The 17,581-nt window shown below is 46.9% G+C and carries 20 protein-coding genes; 13 read left to right on the forward strand and 7 right to left on the reverse strand.

Translation table 11 applies throughout. The features are described from left to right. Positions 1-441 precede the first annotated feature (441 nt). The 5 genes from QUA04_RS06225 (at position 442) to QUA04_RS06245 (ending at position 4,997) form a co-directional block, all read left to right on the forward strand. Entirely contained in the window at positions 442-696 is a 255-nt protein-coding gene (locus QUA04_RS06225; protein ID WP_333254843.1) for a hypothetical protein, read from the forward strand. Between the two features lie 4 nt (positions 697-700). After that, the gene (locus QUA04_RS06230; protein WP_333254845.1) at positions 701-2,401 is read left to right on the forward strand and encodes a CHAT domain-containing protein; all 1,701 of its coding nucleotides are present in this window, start codon (positions 701-703) and stop codon (positions 2,399-2,401) included. A 1,257-nt stretch (positions 2,402-3,658) separates the two neighbouring features. Beyond that, positions 3,659-3,937: a hypothetical protein gene (locus QUA04_RS06235; protein WP_333254847.1), complete on the forward strand. Its 279-nt coding sequence runs from the start codon at positions 3,659-3,661 to the stop codon at positions 3,935-3,937. 91 nt (positions 3,938-4,028) lie between these two features. Further along, entirely contained in the window at positions 4,029-4,439 is a 411-nt protein-coding gene (locus QUA04_RS06240; RefSeq protein ID WP_015177612.1) for an AbrB family transcriptional regulator, read from the forward strand. A gap of 42 nt (positions 4,440-4,481) precedes the next feature. After that, entirely contained in the window at positions 4,482-4,997 is a 516-nt protein-coding gene (locus tag QUA04_RS06245; protein ID WP_333254849.1) for a regulatory protein RecX, read from the forward strand. Between the two features lie 103 nt (positions 4,998-5,100). On the opposite strand, the gene QUA04_RS06250 is transcribed toward QUA04_RS06245, so the two are convergent. Together QUA04_RS06250 and QUA04_RS06255 are read right to left on the reverse strand one after the other, a co-directional pair. After that, positions 5,101-5,616, reverse strand: coding sequence for a DUF4385 domain-containing protein (locus QUA04_RS06250; RefSeq protein ID WP_333254851.1), 516 nt, complete (start codon positions 5,614-5,616; stop codon positions 5,101-5,103). Continuing rightward, entirely contained in the window at positions 5,613-6,038 is a 426-nt protein-coding gene (locus QUA04_RS06255; RefSeq protein ID WP_333254853.1) for a DoxX family protein, read from the reverse strand. The genes QUA04_RS06250 and QUA04_RS06255 overlap by 4 nt, the downstream gene beginning before the upstream one ends. Before the next feature lie 331 nt (positions 6,039-6,369). Here QUA04_RS06255 and QUA04_RS06260 point away from each other — a divergent pair, with 331 nt between their 5' ends. The 5 genes from QUA04_RS06260 (at position 6,370) to ureG (ending at position 9,740) form a co-directional block, all read left to right on the forward strand. Then, positions 6,370-6,585: a hypothetical protein gene (locus QUA04_RS06260; RefSeq protein ID WP_333254855.1), complete on the forward strand. Its 216-nt coding sequence runs from the start codon at positions 6,370-6,372 to the stop codon at positions 6,583-6,585. Positions 6,586-6,917: 332 nt separating this feature from the next. After that, positions 6,918-7,409: a DUF4168 domain-containing protein gene (locus tag QUA04_RS06265; protein ID WP_333254857.1), complete on the forward strand. Its 492-nt coding sequence runs from the start codon at positions 6,918-6,920 to the stop codon at positions 7,407-7,409. A gap of 430 nt (positions 7,410-7,839) precedes the next feature. Beyond that, a complete protein-coding gene (gene ureE, locus QUA04_RS06270; RefSeq protein WP_333254859.1) occupies positions 7,840-8,277 on the forward strand; it encodes an urease accessory protein UreE in 438 nt (145 codons plus the stop codon). Positions 8,278-8,393: 116 nt separating this feature from the next. Then, positions 8,394-9,107 (forward strand): urease accessory protein UreF, encoded by a 714-nt coding sequence (locus QUA04_RS06275; protein WP_333254861.1) that lies wholly within the window; start codon positions 8,394-8,396, stop codon positions 9,105-9,107. Between the two features lie 30 nt (positions 9,108-9,137). Beyond that, positions 9,138-9,740 carry an urease accessory protein UreG gene (gene ureG, locus QUA04_RS06280; RefSeq protein WP_333254863.1) on the forward strand — a complete coding sequence of 201 codons (603 nt, stop codon included), beginning with the start codon at positions 9,138-9,140 and terminating at the stop codon, positions 9,738-9,740. On the opposite strand, the gene QUA04_RS06285 is transcribed toward ureG, so the two are convergent. Both QUA04_RS06285 and murG read right to left on the reverse strand, forming a co-directional pair. Next, positions 9,737-10,351, reverse strand: coding sequence for a hypothetical protein (locus QUA04_RS06285; protein ID WP_333254866.1), 615 nt, complete (start codon positions 10,349-10,351; stop codon positions 9,737-9,739). The two genes, ureG and QUA04_RS06285, sit on opposite strands and share 4 nt — an antisense overlap. Positions 10,352-10,403: 52 nt before the next feature. Continuing rightward, a complete protein-coding gene (gene murG, locus QUA04_RS06290) occupies positions 10,404-11,468 on the reverse strand; it encodes an undecaprenyldiphospho-muramoylpentapeptide beta-N-acetylglucosaminyltransferase (RefSeq protein ID WP_333254868.1) in 1,065 nt (354 codons plus the stop codon). 221 nt (positions 11,469-11,689) lie between these two features. Here murG and QUA04_RS06295 point away from each other — a divergent pair, with 221 nt between their 5' ends. Then, positions 11,690-12,595 carry a nuclear transport factor 2 family protein gene (locus tag QUA04_RS06295; protein WP_333254870.1) on the forward strand — a complete coding sequence of 302 codons (906 nt, stop codon included), beginning with the start codon at positions 11,690-11,692 and terminating at the stop codon, positions 12,593-12,595. Positions 12,596-12,808: 213 nt separating this feature from the next. Continuing rightward, entirely contained in the window at positions 12,809-13,597 is a 789-nt protein-coding gene (locus QUA04_RS06300) for an SDR family oxidoreductase (protein ID WP_333254872.1), read from the forward strand. Between the two features lie 871 nt (positions 13,598-14,468). On the opposite strand, the gene QUA04_RS06305 is transcribed toward QUA04_RS06300, so the two are convergent. The 3 genes from QUA04_RS06305 to QUA04_RS06315 form a co-directional block, all read right to left on the reverse strand. Next, the gene (locus tag QUA04_RS06305; protein ID WP_333254874.1) at positions 14,469-14,669 is read right to left on the reverse strand and encodes a hypothetical protein; all 201 of its coding nucleotides are present in this window, start codon (positions 14,667-14,669) and stop codon (positions 14,469-14,471) included. A 141-nt stretch (positions 14,670-14,810) separates the two neighbouring features. Continuing rightward, positions 14,811-15,032, reverse strand: coding sequence for a hypothetical protein (locus QUA04_RS06310; RefSeq protein ID WP_333085886.1), 222 nt, complete (start codon positions 15,030-15,032; stop codon positions 14,811-14,813). Further along, positions 15,029-16,798 carry a S8 family peptidase gene (locus tag QUA04_RS06315; protein ID WP_333254876.1) on the reverse strand — a complete coding sequence of 590 codons (1,770 nt, stop codon included), beginning with the start codon at positions 16,796-16,798 and terminating at the stop codon, positions 15,029-15,031. The genes QUA04_RS06310 and QUA04_RS06315 overlap by 4 nt, the downstream gene beginning before the upstream one ends. A 255-nt stretch (positions 16,799-17,053) precedes the next feature. Between QUA04_RS06315 and QUA04_RS06320 the strand changes: the two genes are divergently transcribed. Further along, positions 17,054-17,470 carry a hypothetical protein gene (locus tag QUA04_RS06320; RefSeq protein ID WP_333254878.1) on the forward strand — a complete coding sequence of 139 codons (417 nt, stop codon included), beginning with the start codon at positions 17,054-17,056 and terminating at the stop codon, positions 17,468-17,470. The last annotated feature ends 111 nt before the right edge of the window (positions 17,471-17,581 follow it).

The following is a 17,581-nucleotide window of genomic DNA, read 5'->3' on the forward strand; positions in this document are numbered from 1 at the left end:
CTGCTTAACTTTAACTAGATTAAGAGAGTTAAATTAAAAGCTTTCTATATCATAAAAGGAGTAAATTAGCAATAAGTTATTAGCAATTATCGATGGTCAACTATCGATTACCGATCGCCACTGAGGTCTTAAGGATGAGGGCGGAGGGCTTACGGATGAGAACCCAGGGCTGACCAATTAATTAATTGACACAAAATCAAGATTACACATGGGGGGTTGGTGGTAGAGGATAAGCGGTAACGACCGATCGACCGATCGCCCAAAAAAATAAAATACTCAACTTTGCCTGCGATATTACCCTGAAACCGGTTGGCGAGAGCCGAAGTAATTTTAATAAGAACTAGAGATCCGCCTGGTAAAGTGCCTCCAATTTAACTTTACTCAGCAATGAGAAACTCAAGTTCACGACGAATCTAAAGGGGTCTGCGGTAGAGGTGCAAAATGTTAAAGATAGCAAGATTGGAGAAAATTCGGCTTTCACCGAGCCACAGGGCAATCAAAACTAATAAACTGTTATTAAAGTACAACTTTTATATCCTCAAAGTGTTTGAACAAATATATATGACCCCAGCGATCGCCCGATCGGGGGAAGCGCATTCAAAAACTTTGATTGAAAAAGTAAAAATTATTTTGCCGATCGCTATTGCTAGCCGCAAAAACGCAGGCAAACTCAGAATTAAGGCGGGAGGGCGCTAAACCGGTGAGCCAGGAATTTCAACTCTCAGTCACCCCTGTTGGGGACGACGAATATCTAGTGCGGACAGAAAGGGTTGCACCCGGTGTACCCTTAGCCGAAGAACAAGTCCGCTGGCCGATCGACGAATGGCTTGCACTGTCTGCTCAACTGATGAACGACCCGCTGGTGGGCTTGCTCCAAGGAAAAGCAGTACAGGGAAGCAGTTTTGCTGGTCGCGGGATCTCCCGCTCGGGACACAACTCAGCCCCGAATTTAGTAGCGCTCGGACAACAATTATACAGCGGGCTGTTTCAAGGAAACTTGCGCGATAGCTGGACTTGCGCTCAAGGCATCGCCCAGCACCGCCGAGAAGTGCTGCAACTGCGGCTCGGCCTCAAAGGCCGGCGCTTGCCGCGTCTGCCGTGGGAAGTGCTGCACGCGGGCGATCGCCCTTTGGCAACCGGCACCGATGTCGTGTTTTCTCGCTACCAACCAGGTACAAGTTTGTTCAAACAAACCCGGATACTGCCTAGTAGCGGGCCACTAAAAATTTTAATGGCGATCGCCTCTCCGAGCGATCGAGACAGCTTGCAGCTCAAGCGAGAAGTGCTCCATTTGCAACAAGAACTCCAAAACCGCACCGGTAATCCTCTTAAAAACAGCCCGCATTCCCCGGAAATTCAACTGACTATTCTCGAACAGCCCGATCGAGAACAACTTACCCAAGCCCTAGAACAAGGACACTACCAAGTCCTGCACTACGCAGGCCACAGCAACTTAGGTTCCAGAGGTGGCGAACTCTACTTAGTCAGCAGCCGCACCGGCTTAACCGAAACCTTGAGTGGCGATGACTTAGCTGGATTGCTCGTTAACAACGGTATTCAGATGGCCGTGTTCAACTCTTGCCGCGGCGCCTACGGCGACCCCTCAGACCTCGCGGACGACAGTCCGGAACGCAACTTAACCGAAGCTCTAGTCAAGCGGGGCATTCCGGCAGTGCTAGCAATGGCCGAAAGCATCCCCGACGATGTAGCCCTAACTCTGACGCGGCTGTTTTACCGCAACCTCAATCAAGGCTATCCAGTTGATCTCAGCCTGAGCCGGGCCAGAGCTGGGCTAATTTCTGCCTACGGTTCTCACCAGCTATACTGGGCTTTGCCGATTCTCTACCAGCACCCGGACTTTGACGGCTATCTGATCGGCGGCCCAGCCCACAGCGTGGCATCCGGGTCTCGGGTGCAAATAATCGCGTCCGGAACGCAGCCGGCCTTGGCGGGTACAGAATGGAATGCGCCACCTTCGCTCTCGGCGATCGCCCAATACCCCCCAATCCCAGCCAATCGATCGCATGAGTCAGACAATTCTGACGGCGAAGTCTGGGAATATTTTCCCGAGCAATTAAAAGATCGTAGGGATTGGGTTCACCAGAACGATCAACCCGATGCTACTAATTCACCGAACTCACCGACGGCTTCGCCGTCCTCTATTCCTAATTCTGAGTGTTCGGTGATCCAAGCAACTCGCGCCGCTGCACCGACTCAGAAACCGTTAAAAAAACCCGGGTTGAAACAATCTGTGACCCTGATCCTTTGCTTGTTGCCCGTTGCTTTGAGTGCTGGCTTTTTTGGGTGGCGGTACTCCCACCAGCAAGGCACGAAACCTGAAGAGTTACTGCCGGCGGTACGGACTCCCCTGTCGCAAAATTACCTGCAACAACGTCACTAAAAGCGATCGCCCACTGCAAGGCTGAATTTAGACCCTCTTGGCCTGGCTCCAAACTGGGTGGGGTTTTTGCTGGCCATTCGCGATCGGCTGCCGCTGGCAAAGCGATCAAAAGTATACTGCTCGATCGAATCTCGGACTTATATCAATTCCGGTTACACTCCTTATGATGGGGAGTGAGGAGTGGTCCGTGGGGAGTGGGGGAATGTGGAATTATTGACCTTGACTTTATCATTCCCATACAACCGGAAACGATATTACGTTCATCAAGCCGGTTTTTACCGAAAATCAGCAGCAGCACAACCAAGCATCTAGGAAGAAACCGGGTTTCTCGTCGAGAGAGTAAGTCCGGGACTGATTGATAGAGAATTCATCAGTCGATTGTATATTTTAGGCTTCGGCTTGATCCCTGAGTCAAAGGATTTGAGATTTTAAATTTGCTCCACAGATAAATCTGGGAACTGGAACAACAGTCTAAAATTTTGACCTCTCCACGACAGGAGTCGGTGGCTTGTATGCGTTTTTGAGCGGGCTGATTCGGCAGCAGGAGCATTCGTCATTCGGCACAAGACAATAAAAGCCAGAGTTGCAACCATTAAGAACGTCCTCACCGTCAGCGCGCTTGCTATATTTCACAATAATTAATTATGGAAGCGGCTGTGAGTTTGACGCGCCACTCCAGTTGGTGCATAAATTTTGAGAGTATGGCAGTTTACAGGTCACGAGTGGAAACCAATACATTTCCATGCAAACTCCTTGTCGGGAACCGCTGCTAATTTGTAGTGCATCAAACATTTAAGCTGTTGTGCATTTAACTGGGTATTTTTCAATTCCCCTGTGGAAATAACCTCAAATTCTCTGGCTTGGGGCCGGAGGAGGAAGATTTTCCCGAGTTCCCCCTAGAAATCTACTGATTCCTGGCGAAGTGTTAAGAGCCGGGAAGCAATCTCACCCGATCAAAACTATTCCGGTCTTAGTGGCTGCCCGATGTTTCTGCCGCCGCGCCCATTGATTCGGGTTTTAGCTTAAACCCATTCAACGAACCGGTGAAATTTCTTGCAATTTTTACCTGATTGCCTTCCTCAGACTGCGTTCTGTGCAAGTTATATGCCCAACACCTTAATAGAAGATTGCCCGTTGGTATTTGGGGTTTTGATGGGATTTCCAGCCCGAAAAATAGAATTTAAAGTAGCTGGCAGTGACATCGAGAACAAGTGCTGCCTCGTCTTGTTGAGGTAAAAGTTAACCCCGCGCCGGTAAATGCTTTCAGCAGATTTGCAGTGGCTGCGTTCTAGGTATTTCCATTCATGGCTGTCTTATTTTGACCTTGACCACAGACTCGATCGGGGGTTGGTGAATGCAGGGAACAGACTTTACTGTAAAAAAGTAAAGCATTTAATTTGCGACAATAATTCCCCGCGCGATCGCAAGAGAGGCTTACGCAAGGATTTGGGCCGCGATCAGCAAATTGATCGCCCTTCGAGCATCCTTACTTGCACCCCCGGTCTTGAGTCTGCAGAAATTTATCCAGAATCTTAATATTCAGAATTCTTAGTATTGACAGTGAAACAAAGTTAATCTAATGTGTTGTAATTGATATAAGTAAAGTCCAATAAGCGAGGTACGGTCAATGGCAGAAACAGCTACAGCACCCTTAACAGGAAAAGGTCTGCTTCAAAAAATCAAAGGCAGTGATTTGCCGCGCAGAGAACTTGCAAAGCTTTGCGGCTACTTCACGGTCAGCAAAAGTGGAGAAACCCGGATTAATCTGGCTGAGTTTTACGATGCAGTGCTAGCTGCTAAGGGCATTGAGCTAGAGAAGTCTAAAGCAGACGGACGCGGGCGAGAAGCGAGTTATCGAGCTAGCGTTCACAAGAATGGTTCGATCGTGATCGGGGCAAATTATACCCAAGAAATGGGATTAAAGCCGGGAGACGAGTTTGAAATTAAGCTCGGATACAAGCACATTCGCTTGATTCAGATCGATGTGGACAGACCGGATGTGGAATTGGATGATGAAGAGGAGGATACAGAAGAATAGAGGCGATCGCGATGCAGTCAGCCGATAGCAAGGCGACTGGATTTGGCATTCGCTACACGAGTATTTGCGCGCCACCCTTCGATTGAACTGATGAGCTGTCTTGACTATTTCTATTTTCTCTTGTCCCGCAAAGACTACAGTGCCTCTGAACTTCGCAAAAAGGGGCAAGAGAAAGGTTTTGGCAATGAGGAAATATTGGAGGCGATCGCGCAAATTCAAGACCGCGGCTATCAGTCCGACACTCGCTTGGTGGCAAACTCGATCGCCTCTGCAGCAGGCAAATACGGGAAGTCGGCCATCAAGCGCAAATGCCTGCAAAAAGGAATTACCAACGATTTGTTCGAGCAAGTCTGGGAAGAAGAAATTGCCGAAAATCAGGACTCCGAAGCAGAAAAACTGGCCGAATTAAAAGCCAAAGTCATGCGGAAATACAAGATCGATACTTGGGGTAAAGCAGATCCGAAAACCAAGGGCAAAGTCTTGAATTACCTGCAATACAGGGGCTTTAATGCCTTTGAAATTTGGCGACAGTGGCAGACGGAAGAAGATGATGAGTAAGTTATAGGACAACCCTCGATCGATGCGGCCCCCAGATAGTCACGCACAACTGCACTGCTGCCTGGGGGCTAAATTGTGATTTCTGAGTTTTTGTAATCGTATGTCAATCCTCAGACTTGACTAAATAAGATTCGTACATCTGCTGGTGTCTGGCTAAAAGCTGGAGATATTTCTCATTGATTTTGGCCAGCATCCATTTCTCTTGAAAAATGGCGGCGGATTCTGCTTTCACTGGATCTGCTTGTAGGGGCAAAATATCTTTTCGAGCTGCGATTTGCTCTGCAACAGACTTCAGCTTCTGAGGGTTTTGCTGGTATTTTCGACCGCTTTTGTGGTTGGCGTAGCGACGCGATCGAGTATACCCCATCTGCAAGAACTTCCGGGCCATGTCGGCTCCCACAAAATCGTCGCGATCAAGATAGTCTAAAAACAAGGAGTAAATTTTGCTGCTGGACTCCCTGGCAATTTCAGGAGTCTTAAATCTCCAGAAAGGCAGAATTTCTCCTTTGTAGGGTTCCACCAACAGCACTCCCTGTTCTCCTTTCCCTACCCGATAAAGTTCCGGGTGCTGTCGAAAGTCGATGTTCTTAAAATCCGCATGGTAGTCGAACGGCTTCATCGGGCATTTTCTGTTCTATCTGGAACTATAGAAGCCCGGGGTTTACCTTCGTCTGGTTGGGTATAAACCCAGGCCCAAGCAATCAAGACAGCTTGAAAAGGCAGCCTGAACCAATACAGTAATTGGTTGTGGGGAATCCCTTCTATCGGAATATTGTTGACGGCTTGATTGATATTAGCTGGAAACACGGCAATAAACAAGGCAATTAACCCCCACGCAGCCGCCCTGCTCACAGGAGGAAGTAACAGCCCAATTCCGCCCAAAATCTCGAAAAAACCGCTGATATAGACCAAGGCTTCCGGGTAAGGAAGCTGGGGCGGCACAATTCTGATAAAAGGTGCGGGTACTGCAAAGTGCAGCACGCCTACAATACTGATAGCTACTGCGAGAATAACTCGCCAAAGTTCTTTTTGACTTTTCATGGGCAATGGGTAATTAATAATTGTTAAATTGCTGCGATCATGCTTGCCAAAGTTCGCTATCTGCGATCTATATGACAAGAAAACTGAGAGCCAAAAATTCTAGCTTTCCGGGTTTGTCTACTCTGGCTGATGGCTGTAACAATTTTATTTCGTAGAAAAATCGGGTTTCTGGGTAACTCCCAGACAAGTTTTCACAGCCCCAAACTGGAGGAAGCGAGAACTGGAATCGCAGGCCTGGGCGTTGACTGCCGAAAACAGATAGCGCGCATTTTGATAACAAGATTTTAATGTCTAGTTCCCTGCTGCCGTCTCTATCTTCGGGTAGTAAAATATGATTTTTGTTCCGCCTCTGGCTTCGTCAGCAGCCAAACCAGTGGGGGATTTTCTCGATCGACAAATGAACCACCGCTTAAGATTAAATAAATCATCGCCGCAATTGATGAGTGCGATTGCTGCTAAATTTGACCTAGCCTTCCAGGCGCTTCCCTACCCTACCCTACGGGAACCCCTACGGGAAAAGGGAGAGCTTTGCTACCGCGTACCTTAATGAGGGCAATTAAGGCGAGTAATTTGTCAATAGCTTTTAGAATTATTTAATATTTGCGCTTTTAGAATTATTGCCAGAGGCAATTCGGGAACGCTCTGTAATTAAAATTACTATCTAAAGTTTGAATTTTGTCAACTTCTGACAGATGTTATACTGAAGGAAATTATTGAATTTGCTAAAAAGTCGATCGTCGTAGCAACTCCCCAACCATCCTGCTCGAATTCAAAATAGTCACCAACGGCAGGAACTTTTTACCCACCACATTATTCAAAAAGATTGAGCCTCCAAGCGCTGTGTCATTTTTATCTACACGTAATCAATCACCGACGACCATGAACACCTCAATAAACACCTCTAAATTTGGCATAAACCGGATGCTGCGACAATCGCTGTTGCTTGGCATCTTTTCAGCAGCAGCTTTAGCTAGCGGATGGGCGCCCGGTTTGTATGGACAATCCCCAAACCTCGTTTTCGGAGCCGCAGCCCAAGCTCAAGAAATTAGCAGCGAAGAAATTACTAGCTACGCTCGTGCTGTGTTGGCAATAGAACCGAGACGGGTGGAAGCTTATAACGAAATAAAAGGAATGGCAGGGGGCTCGGTTCCCAGAGTCGTGTGCAACGAAACTCAGCAAATTAATAGATTGTCTGGAAGTGTTCGCGGCATCGCAGTGAATTACTGCCAACAAGCTAAAAAAGTTATCGAAACCAATGGTTTGACAGTTAGTCGCTTCAACCAGCTCACTTTGCTCCAGCAAGCGAATCCGGCAGTCAAACAGCAAATTCAAGCCGAGCTCCTGCGACTGCAACAAGCGGGCAATCAATAAGCTGGAGGGTTTGAGTCTTTCTTCTTCTCCCGTTCTATTAGACTTCTCCATAAAAGCTTGTTAAGGGCAGGCAGAATTCCTAACCGCTACCTCCCCGCAACAATATATTGGAGATTTAAATTGTTCGAGTTCCTAGACGGTAGGCAAAATTTTTTGAAAAAAAAGCGATCGTCTGTGATTAAATGCTTGACAAAATAACATAAATTTGGTAATAAGACCAGAACGGGAGCGGTCAGAAAGATGAATATTTTTCAACTTGCTGTAAATCGCAATGAGATATAGCTAGCGGCAACACGATTAAGACGTTTTTAATTTCTGAAACATGAGCTGAAGATTGGGACTTGTGTCTTCCTTATTCCTTCGGCTATAAAAAAGATATTCCTCAAAAACTTAATGTCAAGTGAAGTGATCTGAGGAATAAAATAGAAAAATGCTAACATTCACAAAACATTTACCGGCAAATCCCGATGCTATTGTCAGCTTTACTTTACCAATGACAGCGGACGATCGCAGTCGCAGCCGCCACCGATTCGAGACAGAAACGGGGGAAAAGCTGCACCTGAGTTTGCCCAGAGGTACGGTACTGCGCGATCGAGATTTATTGCAGTCGGAAGACGGTAGCTGTTTGGTACTGGTAAGTGCAAAACCCGAACTGGTGCTGACAGCCCGGGCATCAAGTCCGCTGCTACTGATGCGGGCAGCTTATCATTTAGGCAACCGTCACGTAGCTTTAGAAATTGCCGATAATTATTTAAGGCTTTCTCCCGACTCAGTTTTGCAGGGAATGCTCGAAAAAATGGGTTTGGAAGTAACAGATGAAGTTGTGCCGTTTCAGCCAGAAATGGGCGCTTACGGGCACAGCCATTAGATTTTAGATTTTAGATTTTAGATTTTAGATTTACTCCCACTGATGAATCCGAGGGCTTATGAGTAAATTGCTTTCGGCCATTCAAGAAGCAAGAAGTCAACAGTGAACAGTCAACAGTGAACAATCAACTTTTATCTTTGTTGCAGCTAGCTTTTGCACCTGTGGGAGCTTATAGTTATTCTGAGGGAATCGAAAGTCTGGTAGAAACCGGTGCGATCGACAGCGAGATTACTTTGAGGAATTGGTTAGAAAATTCGCTGCAATTCGGGGCTGTTCGAGTAGAAGCTGCTGTGGTGGTACGGGCTTTGAGGGCGGCACAGATAGGGGATTTGACCGCTTTGAATTACTGGAATGCTTGGGCGACTGCTGCTAAGGAAACAGAAGAGTTGCGCTTGCAAAGTTGGCAAATGGGGCGGACTTTGGTCAGGTTGCTGCTGGATTTGCGTGAAGCGAAGCTATCCCGCAGGGAATCGCCCGTTGCTTCTGGGTTAACAACAAGTGCAAAAGATTTGGTGGAATTTGGCGGCAATCAGTGCAATTTTGCGATCAGCTTTGGCATTGCCGCCGCCAACTGGCAGATTGAAGAGGAAGCGGCCGTGTTAGGATATTTGTACAGTTGGGCTGCAAATTTGGCGAGTGCGGGCGTGAAACTGATTCCCCTCGGTCAAACAGCCGGTCAACAGTTGCTGTTAGATTTGCAATCGCAAATTAGCTGCACGGCGCAAGAAGTTTTACAATTAGAAGATGATGACCTTGGCAGTTGCAGTTGGGGATTAGGACTGGCTAGCATGGCGCACGAAACTCAGTACACTCGGTTGTTTCGCAGTTGAAAATCAGAAAATCTAAAATCTAAAATCGCTATGGGTGCTTTTCGTGTAGGAATTGCTGGGCCGGTTGGTTCGGGCAAAACTGCTTTACTTGATGCTTTGTGCAAGGCGCTGCGGCAGCAGTACCAGATTGCGGTTGTTACTAATGATATCTATACTCAGGAAGATGCACAGTTTTTGGTTCGGAGTCAAGCTTTAGACAGCGATCGAATTTTGGGCGTAGAAACGGGAGGCTGTCCCCACACAGCCATCCGCGAAGATGCTTCCATTAACTTAGTAGCTATAGAAGAGTTAGAGCAAAAATTCACTGATTTAGATTTAGTGTTTGTCGAAAGTGGCGGCGATAACTTGGCGGCAACTTTTAGCCCGGAGTTAGTAGATTTAACAATTTACGTAATCGATGTCGCTGCAGGCGATAAAATTCCGCGCAAAGGCGGACCAGGAATTACTAAATCTGATATGTTGGTAATTAATAAAACAGACCTCGCACCTTATGTAGGAGCAGACTTAGGCGTAATGGAATGGGACGCGAAAAAAATGCGCGGCGACAAACCTTTTGTTTTTACTAACTTGAAGACCAAAGAAGGATTAGAATCGGTAGTTAACTTTGTTAAGTTGAATATTGGTGATAATTAGGGATTAAGCGCGCGATCGTCCATTCCAAATGCTAAAATTCCTAAAATTTTACCTAAATTGGTAAGCAAAGTTTCGGTTGTCTCAACAAAAACCGCTTGTCCTTCGAGTTTTAAGAATTTCCACCTATCTCCTGTAGTGACAGACCCATAAATTGTGGTAATCTCATTACCTTCGCGCTCGTTGAAGATTTTAGCTGCTAGCATTTCAGCTATGCACTGTCCCAATCCAGAATTAATGTTTTCCTTTTTAGCCTCTACAATAGCAATGACTGGGGCTTTTACGATCAACAATTCTGGTGATCGACTTATCAAAAAATCACAATTCCCATTCAGCCCTCTTTCAGCATCTACAGTAAAATCAATGCCAGAAAATAAGCTCACGCGATGGTGCAAAAGTTTTCTCACTTCCATTAAAATCGGCGCGATAATCAGTTCCGAACGCGATTTTTCTGTATTGCTACCGAGAGCTACAGGCAGATTTTCTTGCAAAGTTTCGGTCAGTAATCTGCTGTACTCTAACTCTGGTGCAGGGGTGAAGATTTCTACTATTTCAGAATAAGCTAAGTCAAAGGTTTTCAATACTGCGCCTAAATTAAAGTCACTGTATGCCATTTGACTTTCTCCTGGTTACAAATTCTTGATCGCCTATTTACTTTAACACTCCCTACCGCACCACCAATTCCCTCACCAAATTAGCCAAACGTTCTGTACTGTCTGTCACCGCTAATTGAGCAGCAGCTTGAGACATTTTTGCCAAATATTCGGAATCTCTTAACAAATACAACACTTTGCTTTGCAACACATCTGCTGTCAGTTCGCTTTGACGGAATACCACGGCGGCGCCGGCTTTAGCAAATACTTCCGCATTAAATCTTTGGTGGTCGTCAGCGGCGTGAGGAAAAGGAATTAAAATAGAAGGTACTCCCGTCACTGCTAATTCTGTCAGAGCACTGGCGCCCGATCGACTAATTGCTAAATTCGCTCGCTGCAACAAACTCGCCACATTGTCGTAAAATGGCATCGACAAATATTGCTCATGTTTCAAACTCTCAGCATCCGGGTCGTTATTTCCGGTGAGGTGAACCACCCAAGCACCGGCATCAAACCAAGCCGGAGCACACTCGCGCACTAACTTATTGACTGCGACAGCACCTTGAGAGCCGCCCATGACTAAAATTACAGGTACACCGTCAGGAATTGGCAAATTTAGAGGTTGGCGGGCGAGGAATTGCGATCGCACGGGCGTACCAGCAACCACGGTTTTCGCGCGGGGTAAATGCTTGGCTGCTGCTTCAAATCCGATCGCCACAGCAGTGCACAAAGGACTAAACCAGCGCGTCACCTTCCCGGGAATTGCATTAGATTCGTGGAGAATTACCGGCAAACCCAAAGAACGGGCCGCTAGAATTGCCGGTGCTGCGATGTAACCGCCGGTAGTAAAGACTCCCTGAAAATTTCCCGCTTTGAGCAACTTCCGCACGTGAAGGACCGATCCGGCGAGTCCGCCCAAAATTCGCAGTGTACCGAGCCCAAATCCCTGCTGAAAGCCTTCAACGGCGATCGTGTGGAGGGGGTAAAGGGATGAAACTAACTGGGTTTCCATGCGGTCTGGGACTCCTAGCCATTCGATCTGACAGTCGTTCAACTGCCCAGCGGTGGCGATCGCGGGAAATAAATGTCCACCAGTGCCGCTAGCTGCAACCAACAACCGGAGGGGGGCTTTTGTCAAGGTATTTGTTTCTTTTTTTACAAGTACAAGTTCCACAGGTCGATCAATTTTATATTTGAGGTTTTAGATTATTATGCTTATTATTCCGGCAGTTTCAGCCAATTTTGAATCAGCCATCTAAAATTAGATTGTGCCGTGTCCCTGCTTCCGTTGTCAGTTTTCGTTGCAGGCGAACAGTTGCCCAAGCTACGACCCCTGACAAATAACCAAATTATCATCTAATGCGTAATTTTTTGAATTTAGTGCCAAGTGCATCTCAGTATTATTCCAGCCGTCGGGACGAAAAAGCCGATCGCGCGATCGTTTTTGGCTTTAACTGCGGGCAGTCGATCGCTCAAATGTTGTTATGTTTAACAGTGGTAAGTGCTGGCGTGCTGCATCCTAGTGCGGCAACAGCGATCGGTGCGATCGCCGCGACTCCCCAAACGATCGCCCAAACCCCTGCAAATGCGCCTGCCCCACTCACAAAACTGCTAACAGAAATTGACGCAGCAGCCAACCGACGCGATATCAAAGCAGTCATGGCATTTTACAGCCCGAATTTCACTCATTCTGACGGCTTAAACAGCCAAAGCATGGAAAAAGCCCTCACCCAACTCTGGGCTCGATATCCTAGTTTAAATTACCGTACCGAGATCAAATCTTGGAAAACCGAAGGTAGCGGGATTCTCGCAGAAACCATAACTACAATTGCCGGCACTCAAAAAAAGGATGGCAGAGAATTAACTCTCAAAGCTACCATCCGTTCTCAGCAGCGCTTTGAAGGTGAAAAAATAGTTAGTCAAGAGATTTTAGCAGAACAAACTCAGCTTAGTTCTGGCCAAAATCCTCCCACAATTCAAGTGAATTTTCCGGATCAAGTTAAGGTGGGCCAAGAGTACCATTTTGATGCCATTGTTAGAGAGCCGATCGGCGATGATATTTTAATAGGGACTGTTTTGGAGGAACCCATTACCGAAAAAACCTTTTTTAATCCCTCAGAAGTCGAGCTGGAGTTGCTAAATTCCGGGGGAATTTTTAAAGTAGGTAAAGCTCCGGCTACGCCAGAAAATCGGTGGGTTTCAGCAGTTTTGATGCGACAAGGCGGAATTGCAACAGTTAGTGTGCGATTGCGGGTTGTCAAGTAATAAAATAGGTGTTATGGGTTATTTGGGTAATTTCTGTAGTGGCGGGTTAAGTAAAATCTCTAATACAAATGAGAGAACCGGGTAAACCTGCCCCTACCAGAATTATTGTTAATTGACCCGACTTGATTTTATACCAACTAAAAACTTAGTTTTTCCCTCTTCTTTCCTCTCTATGCGCCCTCTGCGGTTAATACATCTTCCTTATTATTAAAAATGATTTCTATCCAAAATCAAATTGTTTTCATTACAGGTGCCAGTAGCGGTATTGGAGCAGCCTGTGCCAAGATATTCGCCAAAGGTGGAGCCAAACTAATTTTAGCAGCCCGCCGTCTTGAAAAGCTCGATCGACTGGCAAACGAACTTGTAGAAACAAAATTGATTGCGTCGGCGAACGAGATTTATTTACTAGAATTGGACGTGCGCGATCGCCTGCAAGTGGAATCGACGATAGCTGCGCTTCCAGATGCCTGGAAAAACATCGATATTCTCATTAACAATGCGGGATTGAGCCGTGGTTTAGACAAACTACACGAAGGCAACTTTCAAGATTGGGAAGAAATGATTGATACCAATGTTAAAGGCTTGCTTTACATGACTCGCTCGATCGTGCCGGGAATGGTAAGCCGAGAACGGGGCCACATAGTGAATATCGGCTCAATAGCAGGCCGCCAAGCTTATCCGAAAGGTAATGTTTATTGCGCTTCCAAAGCAGCAGTGAGAGCTATTTCTGAAGGGTTGAAACAAGACCTTTTGGGCACAGCAGTGCGAGTGACAGAAATAGAGCCAGGTTTAGTCGAAACAGAGTTTAGCACTGTCCGGTTTCACGGCGATTCAGAAAAAGCAAAAAATGTCTATCAAGGATTGACACCGCTGACTGCGGACGATGTGGCCGATGTCGTGTATTTTTGCGCGACGCGATCGCCCCACGTCAATATTAGCGAAGTCTTGCTAGTTCCGACAGACCAAGCTAGTGCAACTCTGGTTCACCGAAAAGAGCTGTGAGTTTTTAGTGGTAAGTGTCCGGATGGCGATCGAATTCTCAGGAAGCTTAATTGGTAGATGCACCCTGATTAATTAACTCCCGACCAATTTTGGCCGGGTTTTTTTTGGATCTGGCACGCCCTCGCCACAAATTCTCCAAAATTCTGCCCAAGTATCCTGAAACAGGTGCTGTGAGACGGGAGACTAAATTAGTAGATGCACCCTGATTAAATAACTCCCAACCAATTTTGGTTTGGGGTTTTTTTTTGCGGTATCGACGGTGATGTTGAAAAAGTTTGAGGTTGTCCGGATGGCGCTCGAATTCTCAGGAAGCTTAATTGGTAGATGCACCCTGATTAATTAACTCCCGACCAATTTTGGTTTGGGGTTTTTTTTGCGGTATCGACGGTGATGCTGAATAAAGTTTGAGGTTATCCGGATGGCGCTCGAATTCTCAGGAAACTTAATTGGTAGATGCACCCTGATTAATTAACTCCCGACCAATTTTGGCCGGGTTTTTTTTGCCGAGTGCACCCCAAACCACAAATTTTCGCAAATTTTCCCAAACTGTCCGGAACAGGTGCACCTCGCACCGGAGACTAAATTAGTAGATGCACCCTGATTAATTAACTCCCGACCAATTTTGGCCGGGTTTTTTTTGCCGAGTGCACCCCAAACCGCCAATTCTCCAAAATTTTCCCAAACTGTCCGGAACAGGTGCACCTCGAACCGGAGACTAAATTAGTAGATGCACCCTGATTAATTAACTCCCGACCAATTTTGGCCGGGTTTTTTTTTGCGGTTGGAGGCTGATGCTGAAAAAGCTTGAGCTAAGTGTCCGGATTGCGCTCGAATTCTCAGGAAGCTTAGTTGGTAGATGCACCCTGATTAATTAATTCCCGACCAATTTTGGTTTGGGTTTTTTTTTGAGCGATCGCAAGCCGATCCACAAATTCTCGCTAATTCTGCCACACTGTCCTGAAAGAGGTGCTGTGAGGCGGGATATTAAATTAGTAGATGCACCCTGATTAATTAACTCCCGACCAATTTTGGTTTGGGGTTTTTTTTTGAGCGATCGCAAGCCGATCCACAAATTATAGGAAATTCAGCCAAAGTGTCCTGAAAGAGGTGATATGAGGCGGGAGATTAAATTAGTAGATGCACCCTGATTAATAAACCCCAGCCAATTTTGGCCGGGGTTTTTTTTGCTCGAAAGCTGGATTAGCCGATCGATCTACAACACCTCAAAAGACTGCACCTCAAGCACCGGGCCGATCATAGCAAAAGTCATCACATCCTTGCGGACTTCACCTTTAACACTGACTTTCAAACCAGCTTTTTTCAAGTCAGAAGGAGCATCCTTAAGTTCGTAAGTTTCCCCATCTTGGCCAACCAAAGCCCAAGTGCCTGGGCCTAATCCTTTGCGTTCAATTTCACCTTTGACAGTAATACTCATGCCGATCGCACCTCTGTTTTAATTGCTAAACGCGCCAGTCCGAAACACAGTAAAGCATTGACAATCAAAAATGTTTGTGATACCAAACCTGTGCCCAATCCCCAGACTGCGGGAGACACAAAAGCATTCACCGCTAAACTGCTGGCAAAACCGATCGAAATTGCGATCGCGATCCACTTCCACTGTTGATGTCCCAACAGCAAAGCAATCAAAATCCCAGGAATCAAAACGCTAGCAAAAAAGGGATTCAGCATACTGCTGCCATTGATTGCACCGCCGAGTTCGGGAATAGAACTGCCCATCACCCGCATCGGCCACTGCGGTAAGTCAAATACAAACAAGTTCCGCAGGAAAAAGAACCCAGAACTACCAGCCATCAAGCCGCCGGAAAAGCCCCAAGTCCACTGGAACGGAAAATAATTCCGCAAAAAGAAAGCCAGCAGGTAAGAACCGAGCACCATTGCAATTTTAGGCAACAGGGCGACTGCACCGCCGTCAATCCAAAAGCGGGGGTTGAGATACCCGTTATCGCGAAGCCAGCGGAAGAAATCGCGGAAGTTAATTTGCCCGCGTTGGGCTAGCTGAACTGCTGCGGCTGCGTCTAGGTGTCCTGAACCAAAATGGTTTAACGGATCTTCAGTGACAGTTCGGGAGGACTGCAAGAGTACGCTGCGAATTTCGTCTGGTTCTGTGATGCCGGAAGCCTTGACAAGGGCTGCAACGGCTGCAACGTGGGGAGAAGCCATGCTAGTGCCTTGGTAGCCTTCAAAGACTTCGGCGCCAGTTTCCGGGTCGATCGTACTTTGCAGGATTTTGCCCATTTCAGAACCGCCGGGGGCTGCAATGTCAACCCCTGCGCCGAAATTGGAGTAAGAGGCTTTTTCGTCGTCGGGGCCGAGGGCGGAAACGCCGATGACGTGGGGATAGCGGGCGGGATAGGAAGCGGAACTGTCGCCGGAGTTGCCGGCGGCTGCGATGATGACAACGCCTTTAGAGTGCGCGTAGTTGATCGCCTCTTCCATTAGCTGACTTTCGCCACCGCCACCTAAACTCATGTTGATGACATCTGCGCCGTTGTCAGCAGCAAATTTGATCGCTTCGGCGATGTCGGAAACCGTGCCACCACCGCTGCCGCCTAACACTTTTAGCGGCATTAAAGCTGCTTCGTAGGCAATGCCTGCAACGCCGTAATTGTTGTTAGTTGATTGGGCGACTGTACCGGCGACGTGAGTGCCGTGGCCGTTGTCATCGTAGGCTTCGGCGCGATCGTTTACAAAGTCGTAGCCCGGTACAAATTTGGTTTCTTTTAAGTCAGCGACGGGACTAATGCCCGTGTCAATTATCGCTACTGTTGTGCCGCTGCCTTTGGTTTCGTTCCAGGCAGATTCTACGTTGATGCTGCGGAGATTCCACTGCTTCGTATACATGGGGTCGTTGGGAATCTCGAAAGCGCTGTAGACGTAGTTTGGTTCAATGTATTCGGTATCTTTAGCCAAATTTGATTTTCTCAGGGCGTTTAGCAAAGTGCGATCGCCCTTAACTACATATACATTGTCGCCCGCTGAGAATTCGCTGTTGAGTTGCGGTGCGACTTGGTACTGTTGGGCGATCGCATTTACTTCTTTCGCAATCTCAGCAGCACCCAAATCTTCGCGGAAATCAAGCACAATCGAGTCGTAAGTGCCTTGAGTAGCAAGTCCTGGGAAATTAGAAATCGCCCAGCCGAGCCCGATTAAAAATAAGCACAGAAGGAAAAACTTTTTCATGGCCGATCGTCCGTTTAGGGAAGGCGTGTTCACCACAATAACCCACTTTTCACCGCCAGCGCCAGTTTTCCTTGCTGCGACTTGTGGGGATCTCGCACGCGGGCGTTTGGTAGTTTTCGGCTGTGGCTGTTGCTAGATCAAAAATTGCTCTAATTTCTAGTTGAAATTGCCGAGCAAGTTTTAGGAGTTCAATTAATTGTATCATTAGAGAAGATGAGAAACAGAACAAGCGACTATTTTAAACAAAGGTATTGCATGGAAAGAGGTTTAATGTGGCTGCCGCTGCTGGCCATTTTTATTGGGCTAGCTTGGGCTGGATGGAACGAGTATCAAAAGCTGGAAGCGTATCGCGTCTGGGCCGAACAATTCGCTAAAGCCAAGTACGATATTTATGCTGTACTTGGTCAGCAAGAAGACAGTTTAACTTGGGGAAAACCTACTCGCAGCGGACCGGTAAATTTGCAAACTTTTTCTTTAAAAGACGTGCAGTCGCTGCGGTTGTTAGTCAACTCTCAGGCAGTTGATTTAGACTCACCGCCGAATTCGGGAAGTCCAATCGCCCTCGAATTTTTGTTGAAAGATGCTGCTGCGGTGCAGGTTCCTTTTACAGAAATTCCTCTAGCGACTAAATGGGGAAAACACTTGCAGCAAGAATTGCAGCGCTTTAGGTAAAAACAGTCTCCGGCGGGGAAGCGTATCACATATGAAATCGGCTACTTGAAGTTACAAAAGTCTGTAAAACTGGTAGTAGAAATAGAACTTACGCAACAAATCCTTTGAACT

Origin of the sequence: Microcoleus sp. S13_C5, assembly GCF_036700845.1 — a bacterium.
Classification (GTDB): domain Bacteria; phylum Cyanobacteriota; class Cyanobacteriia; order Cyanobacteriales; family Microcoleaceae; genus Microcoleus.

Excerpts from the sequence above, each read along its gene's own strand:
- QUA04_RS06300 (WP_333254872.1), top strand. The coding sequence starts at position 12,809 with ATGATTTCTATCCAAAATCAAATTGTTTTCATTACAGGTGCCAGTAGC.
- QUA04_RS06285 (WP_333254866.1), bottom strand. The coding sequence starts at position 10,351 with ATGGCATACAGTGACTTTAATTTAGGCGCAGTATTGAAAACCTTTGAC.
- QUA04_RS06320 (WP_333254878.1), top strand. The coding sequence starts at position 17,054 with ATGGAAAGAGGTTTAATGTGGCTGCCGCTGCTGGCCATTTTTATTGGG.
- QUA04_RS06225 (WP_333254843.1), top strand. The coding sequence starts at position 442 with ATGTTAAAGATAGCAAGATTGGAGAAAATTCGGCTTTCACCGAGCCAC.
- QUA04_RS06240 (WP_015177612.1), top strand. The coding sequence starts at position 4,029 with ATGGCAGAAACAGCTACAGCACCCTTAACAGGAAAAGGTCTGCTTCAA.
- ureE (WP_333254859.1), top strand. The coding sequence starts at position 7,840 with ATGCTAACATTCACAAAACATTTACCGGCAAATCCCGATGCTATTGTC.
- QUA04_RS06265 (WP_333254857.1), top strand. The coding sequence starts at position 6,918 with ATGAACACCTCAATAAACACCTCTAAATTTGGCATAAACCGGATGCTG.
- ureG (WP_333254863.1), top strand. The coding sequence starts at position 9,138 with ATGGGTGCTTTTCGTGTAGGAATTGCTGGGCCGGTTGGTTCGGGCAAA.
- QUA04_RS06255 (WP_333254853.1), bottom strand. The coding sequence starts at position 6,038 with ATGAAAAGTCAAAAAGAACTTTGGCGAGTTATTCTCGCAGTAGCTATC.
- QUA04_RS06315 (WP_333254876.1), bottom strand. The coding sequence starts at position 16,798 with ATGAAAAAGTTTTTCCTTCTGTGCTTATTTTTAATCGGGCTCGGCTGG.
- QUA04_RS06250 (WP_333254851.1), bottom strand. The coding sequence starts at position 5,616 with ATGAAGCCGTTCGACTACCATGCGGATTTTAAGAACATCGACTTTCGA.
- QUA04_RS06235 (WP_333254847.1), top strand. The coding sequence starts at position 3,659 with ATGCTTTCAGCAGATTTGCAGTGGCTGCGTTCTAGGTATTTCCATTCA.
- QUA04_RS06295 (WP_333254870.1), top strand. The coding sequence starts at position 11,690 with ATGCGTAATTTTTTGAATTTAGTGCCAAGTGCATCTCAGTATTATTCC.
- QUA04_RS06260 (WP_333254855.1), top strand. The coding sequence starts at position 6,370 with ATGATTTTTGTTCCGCCTCTGGCTTCGTCAGCAGCCAAACCAGTGGGG.
- QUA04_RS06310 (WP_333085886.1), bottom strand. The coding sequence starts at position 15,032 with ATGAGTATTACTGTCAAAGGTGAAATTGAACGCAAAGGATTAGGCCCA.